20 protein-coding genes are annotated in these 23,812 nt (G+C 66.1%); 15 read left to right on the plus strand and 5 right to left on the minus strand.

Going from position 1 to position 23,812, the window contains the following annotated elements; translation table 11 throughout:
* Nucleotides 1-135: 135 nt before the first annotated feature.
* From U8330_RS21630 to U8330_RS21650, 5 genes are all read right to left on the minus strand, one after another.
* Nucleotides 136-789 (minus strand): methionine ABC transporter permease, encoded by a 654-nt coding sequence (locus U8330_RS21630; RefSeq protein ID WP_323107647.1) that lies wholly within the window; start codon nt 787-789, stop codon nt 136-138.
* On the minus strand, nt 770-1,852 hold the full coding sequence (locus U8330_RS21635; RefSeq protein ID WP_323107648.1) for a methionine ABC transporter ATP-binding protein: 1,083 nt from the start codon (nt 1,850-1,852) through the stop codon (nt 770-772). Before U8330_RS21635 ends, U8330_RS21630 begins: the two co-directional genes overlap by 20 nt.
* Nucleotides 1,853-1,922: 70 nt before the next feature.
* Nucleotides 1,923-2,753 (minus strand): MetQ/NlpA family lipoprotein, encoded by an 831-nt coding sequence (locus tag U8330_RS21640; protein WP_323107649.1) that lies wholly within the window; start codon nt 2,751-2,753, stop codon nt 1,923-1,925.
* A 144-nt stretch (nt 2,754-2,897) separates the two neighbouring features.
* The gene (gene ssuD, locus U8330_RS21645) at nt 2,898-4,052 is read right to left on the minus strand and encodes an FMNH2-dependent alkanesulfonate monooxygenase (protein WP_323107650.1); all 1,155 of its coding nucleotides are present in this window, start codon (nt 4,050-4,052) and stop codon (nt 2,898-2,900) included.
* Nucleotides 4,053-4,343: 291 nt separating this feature from the next.
* Entirely contained in the window at nt 4,344-5,510 is a 1,167-nt protein-coding gene (locus tag U8330_RS21650) for a dihydrodipicolinate synthase family protein (RefSeq protein WP_323107651.1), read from the minus strand.
* Nucleotides 5,511-5,770: 260 nt separating this feature from the next.
* On the opposite strand from U8330_RS21650, the gene U8330_RS21655 reads away from it, so the two are divergent.
* The 15 genes from U8330_RS21655 to U8330_RS21725 all read left to right on the plus strand — a co-directional run bounded on the left by U8330_RS21655 (nt 5,771) and on the right by U8330_RS21725 (nt 23,705).
* On the plus strand, nt 5,771-6,817 hold the full coding sequence (locus tag U8330_RS21655) for a LacI family DNA-binding transcriptional regulator (RefSeq protein ID WP_323107652.1): 1,047 nt from the start codon (nt 5,771-5,773) through the stop codon (nt 6,815-6,817).
* The gene (locus tag U8330_RS21660; protein ID WP_323107653.1) at nt 6,814-7,818 is read left to right on the plus strand and encodes a Gfo/Idh/MocA family oxidoreductase; all 1,005 of its coding nucleotides are present in this window, start codon (nt 6,814-6,816) and stop codon (nt 7,816-7,818) included. The genes U8330_RS21655 and U8330_RS21660 overlap by 4 nt, the downstream gene beginning before the upstream one ends.
* Before the next feature lie 8 nt (nt 7,819-7,826).
* On the plus strand, nt 7,827-9,437 hold the full coding sequence (locus U8330_RS21665; RefSeq protein WP_323107654.1) for an acyl CoA:acetate/3-ketoacid CoA transferase: 1,611 nt from the start codon (nt 7,827-7,829) through the stop codon (nt 9,435-9,437).
* On the plus strand, nt 9,430-10,212 hold the full coding sequence (locus tag U8330_RS21670; protein ID WP_323107655.1) for an enoyl-CoA hydratase/isomerase family protein: 783 nt from the start codon (nt 9,430-9,432) through the stop codon (nt 10,210-10,212). Before U8330_RS21665 ends, U8330_RS21670 begins: the two co-directional genes overlap by 8 nt.
* Nucleotides 10,209-11,729 carry an aldehyde dehydrogenase family protein gene (locus U8330_RS21675; RefSeq protein WP_323107656.1) on the plus strand — a complete coding sequence of 507 codons (1,521 nt, stop codon included), beginning with the start codon at nt 10,209-10,211 and terminating at the stop codon, nt 11,727-11,729. Before U8330_RS21670 ends, U8330_RS21675 begins: the two co-directional genes overlap by 4 nt.
* A 90-nt stretch (nt 11,730-11,819) precedes the next feature.
* Entirely contained in the window at nt 11,820-13,076 is a 1,257-nt protein-coding gene (locus tag U8330_RS21680; RefSeq protein WP_416236952.1) for an ABC transporter substrate-binding protein, read from the plus strand.
* 170 nt (nt 13,077-13,246) lie between these two features.
* Nucleotides 13,247-14,125 (plus strand): sugar ABC transporter permease, encoded by an 879-nt coding sequence (locus tag U8330_RS21685; protein ID WP_323107657.1) that lies wholly within the window; start codon nt 13,247-13,249, stop codon nt 14,123-14,125.
* On the plus strand, nt 14,125-15,009 hold the full coding sequence (locus U8330_RS21690) for a carbohydrate ABC transporter permease (protein WP_323107658.1): 885 nt from the start codon (nt 14,125-14,127) through the stop codon (nt 15,007-15,009). The genes U8330_RS21685 and U8330_RS21690 overlap by 1 nt, the downstream gene beginning before the upstream one ends.
* Before the next feature lie 3 nt (nt 15,010-15,012).
* Complete coding sequence (locus U8330_RS21695; protein ID WP_323107659.1) at nt 15,013-16,128, plus strand: ABC transporter ATP-binding protein; 1,116 nt, start codon at nt 15,013-15,015, stop codon at nt 16,126-16,128.
* A 19-nt stretch (nt 16,129-16,147) separates the two neighbouring features.
* A complete protein-coding gene (locus U8330_RS21700) occupies nt 16,148-17,653 on the plus strand; it encodes a GMC family oxidoreductase (protein ID WP_323107660.1) in 1,506 nt (501 codons plus the stop codon).
* On the plus strand, nt 17,650-18,426 hold the full coding sequence (locus tag U8330_RS21705) for a 3-ketoacyl-ACP reductase (protein ID WP_323107661.1): 777 nt from the start codon (nt 17,650-17,652) through the stop codon (nt 18,424-18,426). Before U8330_RS21700 ends, U8330_RS21705 begins: the two co-directional genes overlap by 4 nt.
* A gap of 15 nt (nt 18,427-18,441) precedes the next feature.
* A complete protein-coding gene (locus tag U8330_RS21710) occupies nt 18,442-20,097 on the plus strand; it encodes a GMC family oxidoreductase (protein ID WP_323107662.1) in 1,656 nt (551 codons plus the stop codon).
* Between the two features lie 72 nt (nt 20,098-20,169).
* The gene (locus U8330_RS21715) at nt 20,170-21,435 is read left to right on the plus strand and encodes a glycerate kinase (RefSeq protein ID WP_323107663.1); all 1,266 of its coding nucleotides are present in this window, start codon (nt 20,170-20,172) and stop codon (nt 21,433-21,435) included.
* A gap of 139 nt (nt 21,436-21,574) precedes the next feature.
* Entirely contained in the window at nt 21,575-21,820 is a 246-nt protein-coding gene (locus U8330_RS21720) for a DUF982 domain-containing protein (RefSeq protein WP_323107664.1), read from the plus strand.
* A 154-nt stretch (nt 21,821-21,974) separates the two neighbouring features.
* Entirely contained in the window at nt 21,975-23,705 is a 1,731-nt protein-coding gene (locus U8330_RS21725; protein ID WP_323107665.1) for a dihydroxyacetone kinase family protein, read from the plus strand.
* Nucleotides 23,706-23,812 lie beyond the last annotated feature (107 nt).

The raw sequence follows: 23,812 nt of genomic DNA on the forward strand, positions 1-23,812 counted from the left end.
GAGATACAGTTCATCAGGAAGGACAGGCAGGACGACCGGTTCATTCCAAATAACCGGCGTTCGGGGAAAAGCGGTTTTCCATCCTGTGAAACCAGGACGAGGCGGCCGGTCGGACAGATCGGCCGCCTCCGTTGCCTACCGTCGCTCCAGCCTGGCGACCAGCCAGTCTCCGCCCCACTGGATCAGGCTGACGAGCACGATCAACACCACGACGACCGCCACCATGACCGCGGTTTCGAAGCGCTGGTAGCCATAGCGGATGGCCAGATCGCCAAGCCCGCCGGCGCCGATCGCGCCCGCCATGGCCGAGGCGCCGATCAGCGTGACGAGCGTGACGGTGAAGCCGGCCACGAGGCCCGGCAGCGCTTCCGGCACCAGCACCTCGCGCAGGATCGTCCAGCGGTTGCCGCCCATGGCGCGTACGGCATCGATCAGGCCGTCGTCGATCTCGCGCAGCGAGACCTCCGCGATCCGCGCGTAATAGGGCGTCGCGGCGATGGCGAGCGGCACGATGGCCGCCCAGGTGCCAAGCGCGGTGCCGACGATCAACCGCGTGACCGGGATCAGCGCCACGAGGAGGATGATGAAGGGCACGGAGCGGAAGCCGTTGACGACCGCTCCCAGCACGCGGTTGACCAACAGGTTTTCCGCGATGCCGCCCCTGGCCGTGGCCACGAGCGCAAGCCCCAGCGGCAGGCCCGCCACGAAGGAGATGGCCCCTGAAGCCAGAGTCATCAGGACGGTTTCCCACAGCGATTTCAGCAGCAGGTCAAACAGGATTGGCGACATGGCCGAGAACCTCCAGGCGCGCACCCTGCGCGCTCAACTGCGAATGGACCTGGTCGAGCACCGTCGGATCGCCGGGACAAGCGAGGAAGAAGCGGAGGACCGGTTGCGACTGGATCTGTTCGATGCCGCCATGCAGGATGCGAAGCCCCCGGCTCGACAGTTGCGCCAGCGCCGCCTGGACCGCATCGACCACCGGCCGCCCGGCCGCATCGAGGCAGAGGATGGCGCTGGTTCCCGAGCCCTGTGGGCCGAGACGATCGGCAAGCGCATCCGGAAGCTGAGGGCGGCTTCCCTGCAGGAGGCTGCGGGTGATCGCCGCCTGAGGATCGGAAAACACCCGCCAGACCTCGCCCTCTTCGACGATACGCCCGGCATCGATCACCGCCACCCGGTCGGCCACCGCCCGCACGACATCCATTTCATGGGTGATGAGCACGATGGTCAGGCCGAGCGTCCGGTTGATGTCCTTGAGCAGCGCCAGGATCGAGCGCGTCGTCTCCGGGTCGAGCGCGGAGGTGGCCTCGTCGGAAAGCAGCAGCGCCGGTTCGGCAGCCAGCGCCCGGGCAATGCCGACGCGCTGCTTCTGTCCGCCCGACAGCGCAGCCGGAAATGCCCGCGCCTTGTCGGTCAGGCCGACGAGGTCGAGCATCGCCTGGGCGCGCTTTACCCGTTCGGCTCGACCGACGCCGGCGATCTTCAGCGGCAGCGCGACATTTTCTTCCACCGTCTTGGCGGACAGGAGATTGAAATGCTGGAAAATCATCCCGATCCTGCGGCGCAGCGGCTGGAGCGCCGCCTCCGAGAGCTGAGAAATCTCCGTCCCTTCGATGTGGATCGTGCCGCTGTCCGGCCGCTCCAGCCCGTTGAGGCAGCGGATCAGCGTCGATTTGCCCGCGCCGCTGCGGCCGATGATGCCGAGCACCTCGCCCTTTCGAACATCGAGCGAAATGCCGTCCAGTGCCTGGACGCTTGCGAAGCGGCGACGGACATCCTGCAGGGCAATGACGCGGTCTTCGGCCGGTCCGCGCGCGCGGTCGGCCGGCGGGGAAGAGGAGGGGGGCATGAAAAAACTCCGAAAACGGCAACGAGGCGGCAGGTGAACCGGCCGCCTCGCGAACAGGATGGAAAGGCGCTCAATAGGCGGCGAGGCCCGTTCCCTTGTACACCCTATCGAAAACGGCCTTGACCGTCTCGTTCTGGTAGGAGGCCACCAAATCCTTCACCCAGCCTTCCGTCTCGCTGCCCTGCCTGACGGCGATGAAGTTGCGGTAGGGGTTGTCGGCGATGGGCTCCTGGGCGATCCGTTCGGCCGGCGTCAGGCCCGCCTTCAGCGCCCAGTCCGTATTGACCACGGCTGCGTCGAGATCGTCGATCGAACGACCGACGATGCCGGCGTCGAGCTCCTTGATCTCGATCGACTTCCGGTTCTCCGCAATGTCGGCAATCGTCGCCAGAATGCCGGCGCCGTCCTTGAGCTTGATCAGACCTTCGTGCTCCAGCACGCGCAGCGCCCGCCCCTCGTTCGACGGATCGTTCGGCACGCCGATCGTCGCCCCGTCCGCGATGTCGGCCACCGACTTTGCCTTCTTCGAATAAAGGCCGATCGGCCAGACCCCGGTGTAGCCGACGGCGACGATCTTGTAGCCGTGCTGGGCGATCTGGTTGTCGAGATAGGGCTGATGCTGGAAGGCGTTGGCATCGATCTCGCCACGCTCCAGCGCTTCGTTGGGCTGGGTGTAGTCGTTGAAGACGACGGTTTCGATCTTCAGTCCGCGCTTGGCCCCCTCTTCCTGCACGGCGCGCCAGACATCTTCGTCCTCCCCGCTCATGATTCCGACCTTGATCTCCTTGTCGGCCGCGACACCCGGCTGCGGGGCAAGAAAGGGCGCGAGACTTGCAGCGGCGAGTCCCGCCAGAAACCAGCGGCGAAGCAAGGCGGAGGTGTTTCCAGAAGTTTTGATCATTGTTCTTATCCTGTTTGTTCTCGTGGGAAATGAAGCCGGGCGTCACGCTCTCGCGACGTTACCTCCTTGGCCTGTCAGTGGATGGTTCGGTGTTCGCCGCTGTGGCCCGCCGGCGTCGAGCGCGGCGGGTCGCGAACAGGCTGGTCAGGAAGCCGACGCCGTCTTGACGTTGCCGCCATGGCCGCCGCCGCCGAACACCTGGTGTTCGCCGAAGGAGGACCGGATCTGCCCGTGCGGGCCGGGCAGGCCGAGCTCCGGGAAGAGCAGCTCCGAGACCCGATAGGCCTCTTCCAGATGCGGATAGCCGGAGGCGATCACGGTGTCGATACCGAGATCCTGATACTCACGCAGGCGCGCGGCGACGGTCTTCGGCGAGCCGACCAGCGCCGTGCCGGCGCCAGACCGGACGAGACCGATCCCGGCCCAGAGATTGGGCGACACCTCGAGCTTGTCGCGGCGGCCCTGATGCAGGGCCACCATGCGTGCCTGGCCGACGGAATCCGAGCTCTTGGCGAAAACCTGCTGCGCGGCGGCAATCGTCTCGTCCGAAAGCTTGGAGATCAGGCGGTCGGCCGCTGCCCAGGCCTCGTCATCCGTTTCACGCACGATGAAGTGCAGGCGGATCCCGAAGGTGACCTCCTTGCCATGCGCAGCAGCAGACTTGCGCACGGCGGCGATCTTTTCCGCAACCTGCGCCGCAGGCTCGCCCCAGGTCAGGTATTTGTCGGTCAGGCCGCCGGAAAAGGCGATGGCCGCATCGGACGAGCCGCCGAAATAGAGCGGCGGACGCGGCTCCTGCACCGGCGGCAGGCCGAGCCGGGCGTCGATGGCCTTGATGTAGCGCCCATCGAGACTGGCCTTGCCGGTTTCAATCAAGGTGTTGAAGACCTGAAAGAATTCCTCGGCATGATCGTAGCGCTCGTCATGCGCCAGGAAGATGCCGTCGCCCGCCAGTTCCTGCGCGCTGCCGCCCACGACGATGTTGAGGAGCAACCGGCCGTTCGATACCCGATCGAGCGTCGAGGCGAGGCGCGCGTAATAGGCGGGAGACGCCACGCCGGGGCGGATCGCCACCAGGAACTTGAGCCGTTCGGTATGGGCGGCGAGATCGGCGGCGAGAATGAAGGATTCCTCGCAGGCGGCGCCGGTAGGGATCAGCACGCCCGAATAGCCAAGCCTGTCCGCCGCCTTGGCGATCTCCCGGAAATAGCCGGGATCCACAGGCCGGCTGAGATCGTCGGACCCGAGATAGGCCCCGTCGCCGGAGGACGGGATGAACCAGAGAAAGTCAAGCGGCATGTCGAAATCCTGTCGCGGAGGGGGAACGTGAACCACGCTGCGCTAAAGATGATAAATTCGACGAATTTTATAGGAATTTCCTTCTAAAGATTCTGCCGGTGCGAGAGAAATCTTTGCTGCAAGCTCTCGCGCGACGCCGTGGATCGGTTTTCGAAGTCGCTGTGCGACCGAAGGGTGATGCCAGAAACAGCAGCCACCCTCACCGACCGCATCGACGGTCCGCGTCTTGATCCCTGATGCGGGGAGGCGCAGTCTCAGCGCGCCGCACCTACCCCGCCTTCGGCCGCCCCCTCACGAAATTCCGTGGACGGCAGCAAGCTGGCGCATCCGCGTTGTGGCGAGGTCGGGGTGGTCGAGGATGTTGGCCTGGTCGGCCAGGCGGAAGATTTCGGCGTAGTGGGTGATGCCGCGCGCCGATTGCATGCCGCCCGGCAGGATGAAGTGGGACTGGTGGCCGTTCAACCAGGCGAGGAAGACGACGCCAGCCTTGTAATATTGCGTCGGTGCTTCGAAGATCGTGCGGGAGAGAGGCACGGTCGGATCAATCACGGCCCTGAACGTGGCGCGATCGCCGGCGGCCAGAGCGGCCAACGCCTTGGAAGCTGCAGGGGCGACCGCATCGAAGATGCCGAGCAGCGCATGGCTGTGGCGCGCGCCGTCCCCTTCGATAAGGCCGGCATAGTTGAAGTCGTCCCCGGTAAAGCAGAGCACGCCGTCCGGCAGCCGGTCGCGCAGTGCGATTTCCTTCTCGTGTTCGAGCAGCGAAATCTTGATGCCTTCGACCTTGGCCTCGTTTTCGCGGATGATCCGCAGGGTGCAGTCGAGCGCCGGTTCGAACGCCGTGCTGCCCCAGTAGCCGCGCAGCTGCGGGTCGAACATGTCGCCCAGCCAGTGCAGAACCACCTTGTCCTTCGTCTGCGACAGGATGCGGCCATAGACCGTGGTGTAATCGTCGGCCGAGCGGGCGATGCGGGCCAGCGCCCGGCTCGCCATCAGGATCGCGCGGCCGCCATGTTTCTCGATGTGTTCGAGCTGCGTTTCGTAGGCGGCGATCACATCGTCGAGCGTCCGGGCATCGCGCGGGTCGAGATGGTCCGTGCCGGCGCCGCAGGCTAGATCCGCGCCCTCGACGGTGCGCGCTTCGGCGAGCGAGCGGGCAATCAGCTCCTGCGCGCCCGCCCAGTCGAGGCCCATGCCGCGCTGCGAGGTATCCATGGCTTCGGCGATCTTGAAGCCGAGGCGCCAGAGATGATGGCGGAAGGCAAGCGTCGTGTCCCAATCGATCGCCGGGTGGTTCCAGGGGTCGGTGTCCCGCTCCGGTGCCGAAACGACATGCGCCGCCGCATAGGCGATGCGGTTGAACACCGGTACCGTAGCCGGTCGTGCGATCGGCGTTCCCACAAGGCGGTAAGGCTCCACCGAGCCGTCGGCCGTTGGCAAATTGAGACGCTGCGTCATGATCACCCTCCCGAGAAAATGTCCACCGGATAATTTGGATCGATCCAAATTGCAAGCGGCAGTTTACGCATCTGGTCTGCTTATGCCGATCAAGCGGCGCGCACTCACTGTCCGAATTTTGCTGCAATGCGGTGCATATCCCGTATCCACTCTTGCCGAGATCCGGATTGGTAGAAAAGTTCCGCTTACCAAAAAGAAGGCTTGATATCTTGGAACGATCCAAATATCGATGAGCGCAAGGTGGAGGCGCATGAGAGTTCATGGCGAACGGGCGGGTCACGGTCATAGACATTGCGAGGGAGGCGGGGGTGTCGAAATCGACGGTCTCGCTCGTTCTCCAGGGCTCGCCGCTTGTCAACGAAGGCACGCGCGCCAAGGTCAATGCCGTCATGCGCGAGCTGGGCTATGTCTATAATCGCGGTGCGGCGAACCTGCGTCAGTCGAGCGCCAAGTCCCGGATCATCGGCGTGGTCGTCAACGACCTGACCAACAGTTTCTTTGCCGAACTCGCCGTCGGGATCGACCTCGTCGTGCAGGACGCGGGCTTCGTCCAGTTCCTCGCCAACACCAGCGAAAGTCTCGATCGTCAAACGGAGGTCATTGCCTCCATGCGTGAGCACGGGATTTCCGGGCTCGTCGTCTCGCCCGCCCGGGGCTCGCGCGCCGGTGACTTCAAGGCCGTGGTGTCCGCGGGTCTGCCGGTTGTGGCGGTCGTCCGCTCGGTGCCGGGGGCAAAGATGTCCTCCCTGATGTCGGACAATCACACCGGGATTTCTCTGGCCGTTGCCCATCTCGCCAAGCTCGGTCATCGCCGCATCGCCTTCTTCGGCGGGTTCGAGGACACGGCCATCTTCCAGGAGCGGCTTGCCGGCTACCGCGAGGGGCTGTCTGCGGCGGGGATCGGTTTCGATGCCGCCCTTGTCTTCCCCTGCGCGCCGTCGCGGGCCGAGGGCGCCAGGGCCGTGGCGCAGGCCATGGCAGTCGAGGATCGGCCGACCGGCGGCGTCTGCTTCAACGATGCGGTCGCCTTCGGCGCCTATGACGGCCTGCGCGCCCGGCGTCTGGAGCCCGGCGTCGATTTCGCCATCGTCGGCTTCGACGATGTCATCGAGGCGGCCACGTCCGTTCCGGCGTTGACAACCATCGCGGTCGATCCGCAGGGCATGGGCCGGCGGGCCGCGCAGCTTCTTTTGAAACAGATCAATGCCGGCAAGGCGGAGCCGGAAGCCGTGGTGACGCCCGTGCGACTGGTCGTGCGGGAAAGCTGCGGCGAAACGAGAGCAAAGTCGGAAAGGCGTTCGGCATGACGAACCGTTGGGGATTGATCGGCGCAAGCACGATCGCGCGGGAATGGGTGATCGATGCGATCCGGGCAACGGGCGGTGAGGTCGTTTCCGTGATGAGCAGCAGCGGGGAACGGGCCGCCCGCTACGCCTCCGAAAACGGGATCGGCCGCGGCCTCTCGGATCTCGACACGCTGCTCGCCGATCCCGAGCTCGATGCCGTCTATATCTCGACCACGAACGAGCTGCATCGCGATCAGGCAATTGCCGCGGCGCGGGCCGGCAAGCACATTCTGTGCGAAAAGCCGCTGGCCTTGACGCTTGATGACGCGCACGCCATGCGGCAGGCTGCCCGCGCCGCAGGCGTCGTGCTTGCCACCAACCACCATCTGCGCAACGCTGCCAGCCATGTTGCGATGCGCGATGCGGTGGCCGCGGGCCGCATCGGCACGCCGCTGTCGGCACGCGTGTTCCATGCGGTCTATCTGCCGCCGCATCTGCAAGGCTGGCGGCTGGACAAGCCCGAGGCCGGGGGCGGGGTCATCCTCGACATCACCGTGCACGATACGGATACGCTGCGCTTCGTGCTCGGCCGAAACCCTGTGGAGGTCACGGCCTTCGCCCAGTCCGGCGGCCTCGGCAAGGACGGGCTCGAAGATGCGGTCATGGGTGTCATGCGGTTCGAAGACGGGCTGATCGCCCAGTTCCATGACGGGTTCACGACGAAGTTCGCCGAAACCGGCTTCGAGGTTCATGGCACCGAAGGCTCGCTCGTCGCCCGCAATGTCATGACACAGCGACCGATCGGAACGGCGATGCTGCGCACGGCAGCCGGCGAGGAAGCGCTGCCGCTCGAGGCGCGCAATCTCTATGAGGCCGGCCTCGAGGCCTTCCACGCTGCAATGGCAGGCAGGGGTGCGCCCTCCGCCACCGTCGAGGACGGCATCTGGTCGCTGGCAACCGGGCTTGCCGTCGCCCAGTCGGCCCGTTCGGGCCATGCGGTCACGATTGAAACAGGGCTTTGAGAGCGACCATGGGCAAGCATATCACACCCGCCGAAGCGGCCGCTCTCATTCCGGACGGCGCCGTCGTCTCGGTCTCTTCCTCCAGCGGGCTCGGCTGCCCGGACCTGATGCTCAAAGCCATCGGCGAGCGTTTCGCGCAGACCGGTCACCCGCGCGAGATCACGACCCTGCATCCGATCGCCGCCGGCGATATGAGCGGGATCAAGGGCGTCGATCATATTGCGAAGAAGGGTCTCCTCAAGCGCATCCTCGCCGGATCCTATCCCTCCGGCCCCTCGACCGCCGAGCCGCCGCTGATCTGGCAGATGATCACCGGCAACGAGATTCCCGCCTACAACATCCCGTCCGGCATTCTCTTCGACATGCATCGTGAGGCGGCGGCGAAGCGGCCCGGCGTCCTGACCAAAGTCGGGCTCGAAACCTTCGTCGATCCTGATCGCCAGGGCTGCGCCATGAACGCGCTGGCCGCCGAAACGCCTGTCGTGAAGAGGGTCTCGTTCGAGAACGAGGAGTGGCTGTTCTTCCCGGCCATCGTGCCGCAGGTCGCGATCATCCGCGCCACCACCGCCGACGAGCACGGCAACCTCACCTATGAGCACGAGGGCGCGACGCTCGGCGGGCTCGACCAGGCGCTTGCGGCGCGCAACAATGGCGGCATCGTCATTGCACAGGTCAAGCGCATCACCAAGCAGGGGGCGCTGAAGCCGCATGACGTGCGCGTTCCCGGCATGCTGGTCGATTACGTCATCGTCGATCCCGAGCAGAAGCAGACGACGCTGACGGAGTATGACCCGGCGATCTCGGGCGAGATCTTCCGGCCGCTCGACAGCTTCTCCGTGCCGGACTTCAACGTGCAGAAGGTGATCGCGCGGCGGGTTGCCAGGGAACTCCAGGCGGCGAGCTGCGTCAATCTCGGCTTCGGCATCTCCGCCAACGTGCCGCGCATCCTTCTTGAGGAAGGGCTGCATGGGGCGGTCACCTGGGTGATCGAGCAGGGCGCCGTGGGCGGTGTGCCGCTTCTCGATTTCGCCTTCGGCTGTGCCTCCAATGCCGACGCCTACATGCCCTCGCCGTATCAGTTCACCTATTTCCAGGGCGGCGGTTTCGATGCGTCGCTGCTGTCCTTCCTGGAGATCGGCCGCGACGGTTCGGTCAACGTGTCCCGCCTGTCCTTCCGCCCGCATGTGACCGCCGGTGCCGGTGGCTTCGTCGATATCACCGCCCGGGCTCGCAAGATCGTCTTCTCCGGCATGTTCAACGCCGGCGCCAAACTTTCGGTCAGCAACGGCAAACTGGTGATCGAGAAGGAAGGCAAGCTGAAGAAGCTGGTCGAGGCGGTGGAGCATGTCACCTTCTCCGGTCCCCGCGCGATCGCGCAGGGGCAGGACATCACCTATGTCACCGAGCGCTGCGTGCTCAAGCTCACCCCGGAAGGACTCCTGCTGACCGAAATTGCGCCCGGCGTCGACCTGCAGACGCAGGTGCTCGACCAGTCGGAGTTCCCGCTCATCGTCTCCCCCGATCTCAGGCTGATGGACGCCGCCCTGTTTGACGAGGCGCTTATGGGCCTTTGGCTTCCGGCCAAGGCGCCGCGGGTTCTGGAGGGTGCGCATGTCTAGCGGAGAGGTGCGGATCGAGGTCGATGGCGCGCTGGCGGTTCTGACCGTGTCCAGGCCGGAAAAGCGCAATGCGCTCGATCTCGACATGCTGAAGGCGCTGGCCGGCGCGGCCGATCGGATCGAGGCGGATGCCCGAATCCGCGTCGCGATCCTGACCGGGGAGGGACCGGGCTTTTCGGCCGGCGGCGACATCTCCGCCTGGGGCGGCATGCGCCCGGAAGAGTTCGGCCATGGCTGGGTGCGCTATGGACACCGCGTCTTCGAACGCCTTGCGACGCTGCGCATGCCGCTGATTGCGGCCCTGAACGGCCATGCGCTCGGCGGCGGGCTCGAACTTGCCGGGATTGCCGACATCCGGATTGCCGAAGAGCAGATCAGGATCGGCCTGCCGGAAACGGGTCTCGGCATGGTGCCGGGCTGGTCGGGCACGCAACGCCTCGTCAAGCGCTTCGGCGCACAGCCCGTCCGTCGGATGGCGCTCGGCGGCGAAATCTTCACGGCCCGCGAGGCGCTGGCGCTCGGTCTCGTCGACCAGGTGGCCGGAACCGGGGAGGCCGTGTCCGCGGCCAGGGAGATGGCGCAGCGTATCGCAACGCGCGGGCCCGCAGCGCTCGAAATCGTCAAGCTGATGATCGCCAGCGCGAGCGGGGAAGACAACGGGACGGCCGTCGAGGCGCTGGGGTCGATCCTGGCTGCCAAGACGGGAGATCTCAAGGAGGGCGTTTCCGCATTCCGGGACAAACGCCCCGCACAGTTCAAGGGAGAATGGTCATGACGGTTCTGGTGAACCCGAAGGCGTTGGCGGATCAGCGCCCGCGCGACTTCAAGATGCTGATCGATGGCCGGTGGAGCGAAGGCACCGTCGATCCGATCGAGCGGGTCGCGCCCGGACACGGCGTCGTCGTCAGCCGGTTCCAGGCGGGAACGCGGGCCGATGCCGAGCGCGCCATCGCGGCCGCCCGCAAGGCCTTCGACACAGGCCCCTGGCCGCGCATGACGGCATCCGAACGGTCGGCCATCCTGCTGAAGGCGGCCGATCTCATCAGCGCCCGCGCCGAGGACCTCGCTTTCCTCGATGCGGTGGAGGCCGGCAAGCCGATCTCCCAGGTGCGCGGCGAAATTGCCGGGTCGGTCGATATCTGGCGCTATGCCGCGGCACTGGCGCGCGACCTGCATGGCGAAAGCTACAATACGCTCGGCGACGGCACGCTGGGCGTGGTGCTGCGTGAGGCGATCGGCGTGGTGTCGATCATCACGCCTTGGAACTTCCCCTTCCTGATCGTCGGCCAGAAGCTGCCTTTCGCGCTCGCTGCCGGCTGCACCACCGTCGTCAAGCCATCGGAACTGTCCTCCGGCTCGACCCTGGTGCTTGGCGAAATCCTCGAGGAAGCCGGCGTGCCCGCCGGCGTCGTCAACATCGTCACGGGAACGGGAGCCGAAGTCGGCGCGGTGATGACATCGCATCCCGACGTCGACATGGTGTCCTTCACCGGTTCCACCAGCGTCGGCAAGCTGACCATGGCGAATGCGGCGCAGACGCTAAAGAAGGTCTCGCTGGAGCTCGGCGGCAAGAACCCGCAGATCGTGTTTCCCGATGCCGATCTCGACAGCTTTATCGACGCGGCCGTGTTCGGCGCCTACTTCAACGCCGGCGAATGCTGCAATGCCGGTTCGCGGCTGATCCTGCACACGAGCCTCGCCGACGAGGTGGTCCGCCGCATCGCCGCTCTCTCGGCAAAGGTGCGTGTCGGCGATCCGCTCGATCCGCAGACGCAGGTCGGCGCGATCATCACGCCGCAGCATCTCGACAAGATCACCGGCTATGTGTCCGCGGCAGCGGACAAGGGCGCCGACATTGCCCATGGCGGGGCCGCACTTGATCTCGGCCGCGGCCAGTTCATGGCTCCCACCATCCTGTCCGGCGTGACGCCGGACATGCCGGTGGCGCGCGAGGAGGTTTTCGGCCCGGTTCTCTCGGTGCTGACCTTCGAGACGACGGCAGAGGCGATCGAGATCGCCAATGCGGTCGATTACGGGCTTTCGGCCGGGGTGTGGAGCCGCGATTTCGACACCTGCCTGACGATCGGCCGGCGGGTCAGGGCCGGCACCATCTGGATGAACACCTTCATGGATGGCGCCTCGGAGCTGCCCTTCGGCGGCTACAAGCAGTCGGGTCTGGGCCGCGAGCTCGGTCGCCACGCGGTGGAGGACTACACGGAGACGAAGACGCTCAACATGCATATCGGCGGCCGCACCAGCTGGTGGATGCCGCAGACGGAAAGGCTGGCCTGAGGAGGCCGGCACGGGACAGCGCCTGAGGAGGGCGCTTGAAAAGGGGCGGGATCAGTCCTGCCTTGGCAACTTGCAACATGGGAGGAACATATGCGCAAGTTTCTGACGACCACGGCGCTTGCCGTGACGATGACCGCCGGCCTGCTCTCCGCGGGCCTGGCGCGGGCGGCCGAAAATGTCGAGGTCCTGCACTGGTGGACCTCGGGTGGCGAGGCCGCCGCTCTCGATGTCCTGAAGAAGGATCTCGAAACCAAGAACATTTCCTGGACCGACATGCCGGTGGCTGGCGGCGGCGGTACGGAAGCCATGACGGTGCTGCGCGCCCGCGTCACCTCCGGCAATGCGCCGACCGCCGTGCAGATGCTCGGCTTCGATATTCTCGACTGGGCCAAGGAAGGCTCGCTCGGCAATCTCGACGACGTCGCCTCCAAGGAAGGCTGGGACAAGGTGATCCCCGCCGCCCTGCAGAAGTTCTCCAAATATGACGGCCACTGGATCGCCGCTCCCGTCAATGTCCATTCCACCAACTGGGTCTGGATCAACAAGGCCGCGCTCGACAAGGCCGGCGGCAAGGAGCCGCAGAACTGGGACGAGCTCGTTGCGCTGCTCGACAACTTCAAGGCCCAGGGCATCATCCCGATCGCCGCGGGCGGCCAGCCCTGGCAGGATGCGACGCTGTTCGATGCCGTCGTGCTGTCGCTCGGCACCGATTTCTACAAGCAGGCCTTTATCGATCTCGATCCGGCGGCACTCGGCGGCGACAAGATGAAGACCGCCTTCGAGCGGCTCGCCAAGCTGCGCACCTATGTGGACGACAATTTCTCCGGCCGCGACTGGAACCTCGCCTCCGCCATGGTGATCGAGGGCAAGGCCGGGCTGCAGTTCATGGGGGACTGGGCGAAGGGCGAGTTCATCAAGGCCGGCAAGAAGCCGGGCGCCGACTTCGTCTGCATGCGCTACCCGGAGACCCAAGGTGCGGTCACCTTCAACTCCGACCAGTTCGTCATGTTCAAGGTGGCGGCCGACAAGGAAGCAGCTCAGCGTGAAATGGCGGCTGCGATCGAAAGCCCGACCTTCCAGTCGGCCTTCAACGTGGTCAAGGGTTCGGCGCCGGCCCGCACCGACGTCTCCAACGAAGCCTTCGATGATTGCGGCAAGAAGGCGATCGCCGATCTCGCGGATGCCGACAAGAACGGCAAGCTCTTCGGTTCCATGGCGCACGGCCATGCCAACCCGGCCGCGGTGAAGAACGCCATCTACGACGTCGTCACCCGCGCCTTCAACGGCGACCTGTCGCCGGAAGACGCCGTAAAGGAACTGCCCGCCGCCGTGGCCGCCGCGCAGTAACGACCACAGCCGGACGGCATGATCTCCGGTCCGCGTCCCCGTCATCCTTCCTTGCGGAGGGTGCCGGCGGGCGGCGGACAGGTCTTGCCGCCCGGCGCCCCTGCCTTTGCCCGTTCATCGGTGCGGAAGGTTTCGTCCCCTCCGTTCCTCGTCAATTCTGGTGACCCCTCATGGAAAGTCGCAGCCGGCTGCAGGATCTGTTGCCAAAGCTCGTTCTGGCGCCGAGCTTCGTCATCGTCGTCATTTTCGTCTATGGGTTCATCGCCTATACCGGCTTCCTGTCGCTGACCGACAGCAAGATGCTGCCCTCCTACAACGTCATCGGGCTAACCAACTACGCCAAGCTCTGGGCGCTGCCGCACTGGTGGCGGGCGATCACCAATCTGGCGATCTTCGCCTCGCTCTACATCATCATCTGCTCGGTGCTGGGCCTCGTGCTCGCCATCCTGCTCGACCAGAAGATCCGCGGCGAGGGTCTTCTCCGGCCGATCTACCTCTATCCGATGGCGCTGTCCTTCATCGTCACCGGCACGGCCTGGAAGTGGTTTCTGGATCCCGGCATCGGCCTGCAGAACACCATGCGGCTCTGGGGCTGGGAAAGCTTCAGCTTCACCTGGATCAAGGACAGCCAGATGGCGATCTACTGCGTCGTCATCGCCGCGGTCTGGCAGTCCTCCGGCTTCGTCATGGCCATGTTCCTGGCGGGCCTGCGCGGCGTCGACAACGAGATGATCAAGGCGGCGCAGATCGACGGCGCCTCGCCGGTGACGATCTATCGCCGGATCATCATTCCCCTGATGCGGCCGGTCTTCCTCTCCGCCTTCGTCGTGCTCGCCCATCTCGCCATCAAGGCCTACGACCTGGTGGTGGCGCTGACCGGCGGCGGACCGGGGCAGGCGACCGAGCTGCCGGCCACCTTCATGTATTCCTACACCTTCACCCGCAATTCCATGGGCATCGGCGCCTCCTCGGCGATCATCATGCTCGTCATGATCTTCTCGATCATCATTCCCTACCTCTATTCCGAAGTCCGCGGAGGAAAACGCTGATGAGCGCCGGAGCTTCGCCCGAAAATGCTCTCTCGCACGGGATCCTGGTGCGCGCGCTGATCTATACGGCGCTGATCCTGTTCGCGATCTACTATCTGCTGCCGCTCTATGTGATGCTGGTCAATTCCTTCAAGCCGCTGGAGGAGATCCGCCAGGGCGGCATGCTCAACCTGCCTCAGGTCTGGACGATCGACCCCTGGCTCTCGGCCTGGTCGACGGCGCAGATCGGCGTGCAGCCGACCGGGCTCAAGCCCTTCTTCCTGAACTCGATCCTGATGGTCATCCCGGCTGTCGCGATCTCGACCATCGTCGGTGCGCTGAACGGCTATGTACTGACCAAGTGGCAGTTCCGCGGCTCGAACGTCTTCTTCGGCATGCTGCTATTGTCCTGCTTCATCCCGTTCCAGATCGTGCTGATCCCCATGGCACGCATCCTCGGCGTCCTGGGACTGGCAGGCAGCATCTGGGGGCTGATCCTCGTCCACGTAATCTACGGCCTCGGTTTCACCACGCTCTATTTCCGGAACTATTACGAGAACTTCCCGACCGAGCTGGTGCGCGCCGCGCAGATCGACGGGGCAAGCTTCTTCCAGATTTTCCGCCGCATTCTGCTGCCGTCCTCGGGACCGATCATCGTCGTCTCGGTCATCTGGCAGTTCACCAATATCTGGAACGACTTCCTGTTCGGGGCCTCCTTCTCCGGCCCCTATTCCACGCCGATGACGGTGGCGCTCAACAACCTCGTCTCCTCCTCGACCGGCGTGAAGGAATACAATGTCCATTTCGCCGGCGCGATCCTCGCCGCCCTGCCCACCCTCATCGTCTACATCGTCTCCGGTCGCTACTTCGTGCGCGGGCTGATGTCGGGCGCCGTGAAAGGATAAGCCATGTCGTTCCTGACCATCTCCCATTTGCGCAAATCCTATGGCGCGCTCGAGATCCTGAAGGATATCAATCTGGAGATCGAGGAAGGCGGCTTCCTGGTGCTGGTCGGCCCGTCCGGCTGCGGCAAGTCCACGCTTCTGAACACGATCGCCGGACTGGAGCCGATCACCTCCGGCGAGATTTCGATCAATGGCCGCAATGTCGCCTCGCTTCCACCCTCGCAGCGCGATATCGCCATGGTCTTCCAGTCCTATGCGCTCTATCCGAACATGACGGTGGCGGGAAACATCGCCTTCGGCATGGAAATCCGCAAGGTTCCGAAGGAGGAGCGGGAGAAGGCGATCAAGCAGGTCTCGGAGATCCTGCAGATCGGCCATCTGCTCGACCGCAAGCCGAGCCAGCTTTCCGGCGGCCAGCGCCAGCGTGTTGCCATGGGCCGGGCGCTGGTGCGCAATCCGCAGGTCTTCCTGTTCGACGAGCCGCTCTCCAACCTCGATGCCAAGCTGCGGGTCGACATGCGCACCGAGATCAAGCGCCTGCACCAGCGCATGAGGACCACGATCGTCTATGTGACGCATGACCAGATCGAGGCGATGACGCTCGCCACCAAGATCGCGGTGCTCAAGGATGGCATCCTGCAGCAGTTCGGCACGCCGGCGGAGATCTACAACAACCCGGTCAACATGTTCGTGGCCGACTTCATGGGCTCGCCGGCCATGAACCTGCTCTCCGCCACCGTCGAACGGTCCTCCGAAGGGCTGGCGATCAGCCTGCCGCGGCCGAGCGGCACGCCGATCCGCCTGCCGGTCGCCGCCACGCAGGAGGGCCTTGCCGCCCATGCAGGACGCGAGATCGTCTTCGGCATCCGCCCCGAGGCCTTGACCGATCCGGACGGCGCCGACCGCACTGCCCGCATGATCGCCGAGGGCGATTGCCTGATCGAGGTGGTCGAGCCTGCCGGGTCCGACACCTTCGCGGTCACCAAGCTTGGCGGCAAGGAGGTCGTGGCGCGGCTTCGGGCGGATGCCCGCATCCAGGCCGGCCAGATGGCCCGCCTCGCCTTCAATCTCGACAAGGCGGTGTTCTTCGACCCGAAGAGCCAGAGCCGGATCGCCTGAGATCGACATGAGCATTCCCATGAGCGAGACGCCAGACATCGTCATCATCGGATCGGGCATCGGCGGCGCCACGGTCGCGGCCGGGCTGGCGGCCAGCGGCGCCCGCATCCTCATCCTCGAGGCCGGCGACCATCTGCCCGATCGGCCGGAGAACCGCGATCCGCGCGCCATCTTCCAGCGCGGCCATTTCCGGCCGAAGGAAACCTGGTACGAGCGCGACGGCACCGGCTTCAACCCGGGCAATTACTACAATGTCGGCGGCAATTCGAAGTTCTTCGGCGCGGTCATGCTGCGCTACCGGCGCGAGGATTTCGCCGAGCTCGCTCATCTGGAGGGCGTTTCGCCGGCCTGGCCCTTTCCCTATGAGGAGCTTGAACCCTGGTACAGCCGGGCCGAGCACATGTATCACGTGCGCGGACGGCAGGGCGAGGATCCGAGCGAACCGCCGCATTCGGCCGACTATGCCTATCCTCCCATCCCCGACGAGCCGCCGATTGCCGATGTGCGGGCGCGGCTAAAGGCGCAGGGCCTGCACCCCTTCTCGCTGCCTCTGGCGGTGGACATCGACCGGTGGCTCGCCAAGGCCAAGACGCCCTGGGATGCGCATCCGAATTCCAATGACGGCAAGATGGATGCCGAGGCCTCCGCCCTGTCGATCGCGCTTCGCCATCCCAATGTGTCGCTGAAGACCCGCGCCAGGGTGCTTCGCCTGGAAGCCGGCGACAATGGCGCAATCGAGCGCATCCATTACGAGCATGACGGCGCAACCGCCGTCATGTCCCCCAAGCTCGTCATTCTGGCCGCAGGCGCCGTGCAATCGGCGGTGCTTCTCCTGCGTTCGGCCGATGGCCGCCGACCGCGCGGGCTTGCCAACGGCTCCGACCAGGTCGGCCGGAATTTCATGAACCACAACTCGTCCGCCGTCATTGCCATCGCGCCGCGCTACCGCAACACCTCGATCTATCAGAAGACCATCGGCTTCAACGATTTCTACCTTTCCGACGGCGAGGGTGGGCCGCCGCTCGGCAATGTCCAGCTTCTCGGGCGCATTTCGGCTCCGGTTCTCAAGGGCACGCTGCCGAAGATTCCGGAATGGGCGCTGGCGCAGATCACCGACCGCGCCATCGATTTCTACGCGATGAGCGAGGATATTCCCCATCCCGAAAGCCGGATCATGGTCGAGGGCGAGCGGATCGTGCTGCAATGGCACCGGACCAACTGGGATGCGCATCTCCGGCTCGTTTCCAAGCTCAAGGCCGTGCTCAAGGCGGCCGGCTTCCCGCTCGTGCTCTCCCGTCCCTTCGACAAGCGCACGCCCTCCCATCAATGCGGCACGGTGCGGATGGGCACCGATCCGGCGACGGCACCGCTCGACACGTTCTGCCGCGCCTTCGAACATCCGAACCTCTTCGTCGTCGATGCGAGCTTCCTGCCGACCTCGGCCGCCGTGAACCCCGCGCTGACCATCGCCGCTCAGGCGCTGCGCGTCGCCGATCATATCATCGCCACGGAGATCGCGGCATGAGCGGGACGGACAAGCGCCCGGTCGCGATCGTCACCGGCGGCCGGCGCGGGATCGGGCTCGGCATCGCGCTTTCGCTGGCGCGAAGCGGTTTCGATATCGCCGTGACCGGGCTCGGCCCGGCGCCGGACCGCGACGAGGCGCTGGAAGCGATCCGCGCCACGGGCGCCGACGCTCTTTATGTGCAGGCGGATCTCGGCGCTCTCGACACGCATGCCGGCTGCCTCGCCACCATTCTCGCCCGCTTCGGCCGGATCGACTGCCTCGTCAACAATGCCGGCATCTCGGCGCTGGTGCGCGGCGATTTCCTCGATCTGACGCCGGAAAACTTCGACGCGATCATGGCGATCAACCTGCGCGGCACCGTGTTCTTCACCCAGGCGGTCGTGCGGGCGATGCTGGAGGCGGACGGCGCAGAGCCGCGCTCGATCATCACCATCACCTCGGTTTCGGCGGCTGCAAGCTCGCCCGAGCGGCTCGACTATTGCATCAGCAAGGCGGCGCTGTCCTCTTTCTCCCAAGGCCTCGCCCTGCGGCTTGCCACGAGCGGCATCGCGGTCTTCGAGCTTCGTCCCGGCATCATCCGCACCGACATGACGGCTGGCGTGGCGGACAAATATGACGCGCTGATCGCCGGTGGCCTCGTGCCGGTCGGCCGCTGGGGCGAGCCCAGCGATATCGGCGGCATCTGTGCCGCGCTCGCCTCCGGCAGCTTCGCCTTTGCGACCGGCAGCGTCATCGATGCCGATGGCGGCCTTTCCATTCCGCGCCTCTGACAGGACAGACCGATCATGACCTATGACTACATCATCACCGGCGCCGGACCGGCCGGCTGCGTTCTCGCCAACCGGCTGAGCGAGGATCCCGACGTCACGGTGCTGCTGCTCGAAGCCGGCGGCGGAGACTGGAATCCGCTGTTCCACATGCCGGCCGGTTTTGCCAAGATGACCAAGGGGGTGGCGAGCTGGGGCTGGGAGACCGTGCCGCAGAAGCACATGAAGGGGCGGGTGCTGCGCTACACCCAGGCCAAGGTTCTGGGCGGCGGCTCCTCCATCAACGCCCAGCTCTACACCCGCGGCAATGCCGCCGATTACGATCTCTGGGCGCGCGAAGAGGGATGCGAAGGCTGGGACTATCGCTCGGTGCTGCCCTATTTCAAGCGCGCCGAGGACAATCAGCGTTTTGCCGACGATTATCACGGCTATGGCGGGCCGCTCGGCGTGTCCATGCCGGTCTCGGCGCTGCCGATCTGCGACGCCTATATCCGGGCCGGCCAGGAACTGGGCATTCCCTACAATCACGATTTCAACGGGCGCCAGCAGGCCGGCGTCGGCTTCTACCAGCTGACGCAGCGCAACCGGCGCCGCTCCTCCGCATCGCTCGCCTATCTCTCGCCGATCAAGGGGCGGAAGAACCTGACGATCCGCATGGGGGCGCGGGTCTCGCGCATTATCCTCGAAGGAACGACGGCCGTCGGTGTCGAGATCGCCACCAGCCGTGGCAGCGAGATCCTGCGCTGCGCGCGCGAGGTGCTGGTCACCTCGGGGGCAATCGGCTCGCCGAAGCTGCTGCTGCAATCCGGCATCGGCCCGGCCGATCATCTTCGCTCCGTCGGCGTTCCCGTGGCGCACGATCTGCCGGGCGTCGGCGGCAATCTGCAGGATCATCTCGACCTGTTCGTCATTGCCGAATGCACCGGCGACCACACCTATGACGGCGTGGCCAAGCTGCACCGCACGCTGTGGGCCGGGCTCGAATATGTGTTGTTCCGCACCGGCCCCGTCGCCTCGTCCCTCTTCGAGACCGGCGGCTTCTGGTATGCCGATCCGCAGGCGCGCTCTCCGGATATCCAGTTCCACCTTGGTCTCGGCTCGGGGATCGAAGCGGGCGTCGAGAAGCTCAAGAATGCCGGCGTGACCCTGAACTCGGCCTATCTTCACCCACGGTCGCGCGGCACCGTCCGGCTTTCCTCCTCCGACCCGGCCGCCGCTCCGCTCATCGACCCCAATTACTGGTCGGATCCGCATGATCGGACCATGTCGCTCGAAGGGTTGCGGATCGCCCGCGAGATTTTCGAGCAGGCGGCGCTCAAGCCCTATATCCTCGCCGAGCGGCTGCCCGGACCGGCGGTGCGCACGGAGGCCGAACTGTTCGACTATGGCTGCGCCAATGCCAAGACCGATCACCATCCTGTCGGCACCTGCCGCATGGGCACAGGCCCCGATGCCGTGGTCGGGCTCGACCTGCGGGTGCGCGGACTTCAGGGGCTCCGGGTTTGCGACTCCTCCGTCATGCCGCGCGTTCCCTCCTGCAACACCAATGCTCCCACCATCATGGTCGGCGAGAAGGGCGCCGATCTCATCCGCGGCCTCGATCCTCTGCCCGCCGCACTCTTTGCCGAGGAACGCAATGACCGTCGTCCGCGCGCCCGTTCCGAAGTCCGCTGAGCCGATGTGCGGGGCGGATCATCCGCGTGAACGCAGAGCGAGGGCCGGTGCGCGCAGAAAGGTGATGCTGTGATGCCGCTCGATAACCCGCGCGGCTTTCTCGCCGCGCTTTTCACGCAAGCCGTGCGCGCGGCCGACCCGCTGGAGGCGATCCGCGCCCATTTGCCCGCGCGGCCCGCCGGCCGCACGGTGGTGATCGGAGCGGGCAAGGCGGCGAGCCAGATGGCTCAGGCCTTCGAGAGCCTGTGGGATGGGCCGCTCGACGGCGTGGTGGTCGCCCGCCACGGCCCGATCGCCGCGTGCGATCGCATCCGGGTGCTGCAATCCGCCCACCCGGTTCCGGACCAGGCCGGCCTCAGCGCGGCGCAGGCGCTGATGACGGCCGTGCAGGGGCTGACACCGGAGGATCTGGTGGTCGCGCTGATCTCCGGCGGCGGCTCCGCCCTTCTGCCCGCGCCTCCACCGGGCTTCGGCCTTGCCGACGAGGTGGCGCTCAACGAGGCCCTGCTTGCCTCCGGCGCGCCGATCTCGGCCATGAATGTGGTGCGCAAGCATGTCTCGATGATCAAGGGCGGCCGGCTCGCCGCGCTGGCTTCCCCGGCGCGTCTCGTCAGCCTCGTCGTCTCCGATGTGCCGGGCGACAATCCGGCCTATGTGGCCTCCGGTCCGACCATTCCGGATGCCGCCGGGCGCGAGGAGGCGCTGCGCGCCATTCGAGACTATCGCATTACCCTTCCGCAGACCCTTCTCGACTACATCGCCCGCAGCGAAACACCACGCCCTGAAGACCCGACTTTCGCCGGGCACGAATCCCACGTCATCGCCTCGGCCCGCCTCTCGCTGCAGGCGGCGGCATCGGCGAGCAGGGAGGCGGGGGTCACGCCGTTGATCCTCTCCGACAGGATCGAGGGAGAGGCGCGCGACATCGGGCGAATGCATGCGGCGCTCTCGATCGAGTTCCAGGCGGGCCGCAGGGCGGGCGACGCGCCGATGGTCCTGCTTTCGGGCGGTGAAACGACGGTGACGATCGGCGCGAACGGTGCCGGAAAGGGCGGTCGAAACACCGAGTTCCTGCTCTCCGCCGCGCTCGATCTCGACGGTACCGCCGGCATCACCGCGCTTTCCGCCGATACGGACGGGATCGACGGATCCGAAAGCAATGCCGGTGCCTTCTGCGACGGCCGGACCGCGGCGCGGATCCGTTCCCACGGTCACCAACCCCGCGCCCTCCTCGCCGCCCACGACGCCTGGACCGCCTTCTCCCTCTCCGGCGACCTGTTCGAACCCGGCCCAACCGGCACCAATGTCAACGACTTCCGGGCGTTTTTGCTGGGGTAACACGAGCCACGGAAGCGGGCGCATCAGATCGCGACGTCGCCATGCTGCTTGCCTGCACCGGCTTCTCCCTCCTTGCACCCGACGGTGAACTTCCCCTATTCCAGACCTTGTGACCAAGGGATCGGCCGGAGGGTGTGGTGTGAGTGGGGACTGGAACAAGGCGGTGACGCTGGCGATCGGGGAGGATGGCGGGTTTGCCACCATTCGCAACACCCAGGAGGCATCCTGGGCATTGATCGAGGATTGGCCGCTGGAGGAGGGCGAGGCGCTCGATGCGGCCCTTCTGACGCTGGAAGCGGCGATGAAGGGCAAGGCCTCGGCCGAAACCGCACGGCTCGCCTTTATCGCCGCCGCGCATGAAGCGGGGATTGCGATCAAGCCGTAAGCTCTGCCAGCTGTCGATCGCGAAGAGGCACGCTTCGTGCCCTGCGATTCAGCCGCTCAACTTGGTTCAGCGACGCTTTCCAACCCGCCTCTGCCCGGTGGACAGAGCGTCGCGCGCGGTTTACGGCTCGTTTCTTGCAGCAGGGGAGGGAGCCATGACGACGATTTTCGACAGACCCGAGCATTTCGCGCAGGACGCGCTGCGCGGCTATGCCGCGATCTACGGCCGTTATGTCAAGGCCGTGCCCGGTGGGGTTCTGCGGTCGACGCCGCGGGCGGCACGGAAGGTGGCGCTCGTCGTCGGGGGAGGGTCCGGTCATTACCCGGCTTTTGCCGGCTATGTCGGCGAAGGCATGGCGGATGCGGCGGTTGCGGGCGATGTGTTCGCCTCGCCCTCCACCGCCGCCGTCGCGCGGATCTGCCGGCTGGCGGAGCGCAAGGCCGGCATCCTGCTCGGCTATGGCAATTATGCGGGCGACGTCCTGAATTTCGGGCTGGCGGCGGAACGGCTGCGTGCGGAGGGGATCGACGTGCGGGTGCTGCCGGTGACCGACGATGTGGCCAGCGCCAGCCCGGAAGAGCATCTGCGTCGCCGCGGCATTGCCGGCGATCTCGTCGTCTTCAAACTGGCAGGTGCCGCGGCGGAAGAGGGCCGGGACCTCGACGCGGTGGAAGCCCTGGCCAAGCATGCTAATCGACGCACTGTCTCCTTCGGGGTGGCCTTTGGCGGCTGCACGCTTCCCGGTGCCGCCGGGCCGCTCTTCTCCGTCGAGAAGGGCCGGATGGCGCTGGGCCTTGGCATTCACGGCGAGCCCGGCATTGCCGAGCAGGCGCTGGTGCCGGCGCGCGACCTCGCCGCTCTTCTGGTCGATCGGCTGCTGGCGGAGCGTCCGGATGGAACGCGCAAGGTTGCGGCCGTTCTTAACGGGCTCGGCGCCACGAAATATGAAGAGCTCTTCGGTCTCTGGACGCATGTCTCCGCGCGGCTTGAATCGGCTGGGCTGGAAGTCGTGCTTCCCGAGGTCGGAGAATATGTCACCAGCCTCGATATGCAGGGCTGCTCCCTGACCCTGCTCTGGCTCGACGAGGCACTGGAACGGCTCTGGCGCGCGCCCTGCGAAACGGCCGTGCTGACGCGGCGTGAGGGGCATCGCCTCGCGGACGAGATCGTGGACGAGGCTGAGGCGGACCTGACGCTGCCGCCTTCGAGCGAGGCCGGTCGTCAGGCAGGCCGCCGGATCGTCGCACTCATCGGCGCGCTCGCTGCGGCCCTTTCGGTTGCGGAAGAGGCGCTCGGTCGCCTCGATGCCCAGGCCGGCGATGGCGACCATGGGCAGGGCATGGCGCGTGGCTCGTCTGCGGCCCGCGACGCCGCGCGCGCCGCGCTTTCGGCCGGTGCCGGCGCGAGAAGCGTTCTGGCGATGGCGGGCGATGCCTGGGCGGACCGGGCCGGGGGGACCTCCGGTGCGCTCTGGGGCCTGATGCTGCGCGCCTGGAGCAACGCGCTTTCGGACGAGGCGGCGCCGGAGCCGGCAGCCGTGGCGGATGGGGCGCGCCAGGCGTTGGAGGCCGTCATGCGTCTGGGCGGCGCGCGGCCAGGCGACAAGACGCTGGTCGATGCGCTGGTGCCCTTTGTCGAAACGCTGGAGCGGGAGGCAAGCGCTGGCCAGCCGCTCGATGAGGCCTGGGCCAAGGCCGCGCAGGCGGCGGAGGCGGCGGCGGTGGCGACTGCATCGCTCACCCCCAGGCTCGGCCGGGCGCGGCCGATTGCGGCGCGCAGCCTCGGCCATCGCGATGCCGGCGCCGTCTCGCTGGCGCTCTGCGCGACCGCCGTCGGCAAGGTCCTTGCCCGCCCTCTGCGGTCAAGGAACGACCGGTCGTTTTAGAAAGTCAGAGATTACATAGTTTTAACGTGCGTCAGGCATGGTGCGGGCCTCCGGATGATCGAGGGGCCGAGGTTCATGGGTGCACAGGCTGGCGAAGACGCGCAGGG

The sequence above is a fragment of the Rhizobium sp. CC-YZS058 genome (assembly GCF_034720595.1).
GTDB lineage: Bacteria > Pseudomonadota > Alphaproteobacteria > Rhizobiales > Rhizobiaceae > Ferranicluibacter.